At 49.5% G+C, this 1,224-nt stretch carries 2 protein-coding genes; both read right to left on the bottom strand.

Annotation, left to right across the window (positions count from 1 at the left end; genetic code table 11):
- Nucleotides 1-249: hypothetical protein (locus tag ASN18_RS17595; RefSeq protein ID WP_236861736.1), on the bottom strand; the 249-nt coding region annotated here is incomplete at its 3' end.
- On the bottom strand, nucleotides 246-1,224 hold a 979-nt coding region (locus ASN18_RS12920), incomplete at its 5' end, for an AAA family ATPase (RefSeq protein WP_157072987.1). The genes ASN18_RS12920 and ASN18_RS17595, both read right to left, overlap by 4 nt.

The raw sequence follows: 1,224 nt of genomic DNA, 5'->3' as shown, positions 1-1,224 counted from the left end.
CGTCTGATCGTCATGATGGTCGCGATCAATCAAAAAATAGTAATCAGGATGGTAGGGGTACAGAGCGGTGGCAACGCTTTTTAGATGAAATGAGGGTCCCATGGCATAAATATCGATCACGGAATGAAGAAATATCTTGAGAAATTCACTGTCAACGATATCGCCATCGCCGCCCTCGACGAACAATCTGTGGCGGGCACGACCCTGCCGCGCCAGATCCGGCGACCCTCCAACCTGAACGGAAATCACCGTATATTCCCCGTCACATCTCCGATGGGTGGCCTGTCAGTACTCAATCCCAGAAACAGACGTCGATCCTCGTTGACGGATCTGAAAATGTCCTCACTGTGCGTCGCGACAATATATTGATTGTTCGGTGCCAGCTTGAACACCTGTTGCACAAAATCGCGATGCCATTCGGCGTTCAGATGGAGTTCCGGCTCATCGATCAAAACAATGCAGGGTTGATTCCTTGTATAATGCCAAATCAGAAAAATTGTGGATATGATCTCCTTCTGACCAGAACTGAGCCCGTCAAAGGAAAACGACTCTCCACCATCCACGGGAGTGATTCGCAAATCAACCGTATTATCCGAAGACGGGCGCAACTTGGAAAGTTTCCCCCCTGCGTATTTCTGGATCAATCCATCCAGCTGCTCAAGGGGGCCATCAGCATTTTTTCCATCAATCAGTTCGAACAGGTTGGCTCTGCCCATCATGGCGTGCAAAATCTGTAACTTAAAGGCACTGACAGACCGGGCATCGCCTGGCGCAACACGCGACTTTCCATAAGGTCCAATCATCATGCGTCTGTGCATCCTGTCCGGTTCTACCATCATGCCCAGTTCCGGGTTGCCCTCTTGAACCTTTCTGTAGCTGTGAAAATACAGGAAAGGCTGCATGATGACTGGTTCCATGTTGTAACCAGCCTGCAACATGAAAAAGCGTTCCGCCATGTATTCTGCAGGCCATCTCCTGTGATGGCTCAGGATCTCTTTGATTTTTCCAGTGTCTCCATCAATTTTGATGGTACCATTCTTTGACAGGACCACGGAGAGAGTCATGGAGTGTTCATTCAATGAAAATTCGCCAGAAATAGAAGCGGTCTCCGCTCCAGATCTGACGAACAACTCCAACTGGTTTACGGCGATTTCTGATATCCCGCTAGGATCGAATCGTTTCTCGCCACTATGCGCGATATGCGCGGCGAGGAAAAGCAAGGCG

The sequence above is a fragment of the Candidatus Magnetominusculus xianensis genome, from assembly GCA_001541255.1.
GTDB classification, from domain to species: Bacteria; Nitrospirota; Thermodesulfovibrionia; order Thermodesulfovibrionales; family Magnetobacteriaceae; genus Magnetominusculus; species Magnetominusculus xianensis.
Note: the sequence above shows the minus strand (reverse complement) of the source record. Positions and strands in the feature narration are given on the sequence as shown.